This is a genomic window from Campylobacter sp. RM9334, from assembly GCF_020138145.1.
In the GTDB taxonomy this organism is placed as follows: domain Bacteria; phylum Campylobacterota; class Campylobacteria; order Campylobacterales; family Campylobacteraceae; genus Campylobacter_E.
This window is the reverse complement of sequence record NZ_JACGAX010000058.1, coordinates 1-538: the sequence shown is the minus strand read 5'-3', so window position 1 is coordinate 538 and position 538 is coordinate 1. Positions and strand designations below refer to the sequence as shown.

Below are 538 nucleotides of genomic sequence, written 5' to 3'. Positions count from 1 at the left end.
TTATTCTTCATAACAGCTTCAACAGCAATGCTAGCCATTAAATCTACTTCATCTGATATTTTATTAGTATTATCAGCTACTACTACATTAGCGCGTGTTAGCTCATCTATACTACTTATTGCTTCATTTATTTGAGATATTGCTTGAGTTTGTTCTTTAATGCTTTCACTCATATCATTTATACCTTGAGTTAATACATTAACACTTGCTTCTATTTCTGTTAATGATTTTTGAGTGCTTTCAGCTAGCTTTCTTACTTCATCAGCAACTACAGCAAACCCACGCCCATGCTCACCTGCACGTGCTGCTTCTATTGCAGCATTAAGTGCAAGTAGATTAATTTGTTCTGCAATGTCTCTTATCATAGTAATAACATTTTTAATATCTTCTCCGTTTTTAATAACTTCGTTTGATTTTTGATTTACTGCATGCATAGATGCACTCATCTCTTCTACTGCTGCTGCACTTTCTTGTAAGCTACTTGCTTGCTTTCTTGCACCTTCGTTTATATCACTAACACTTGTTTTTAGTATTTTAG

Annotated in this window: 1 protein-coding gene; it reads right to left on the bottom strand. The window is 33.8% G+C overall.

What is annotated here, in order from left to right; translation table 11 throughout:
• Positions 1-538: methyl-accepting chemotaxis protein (locus AVBRAN9334_RS10105; protein WP_336607742.1), on the bottom strand; the 538-nt coding region annotated here is incomplete at both ends.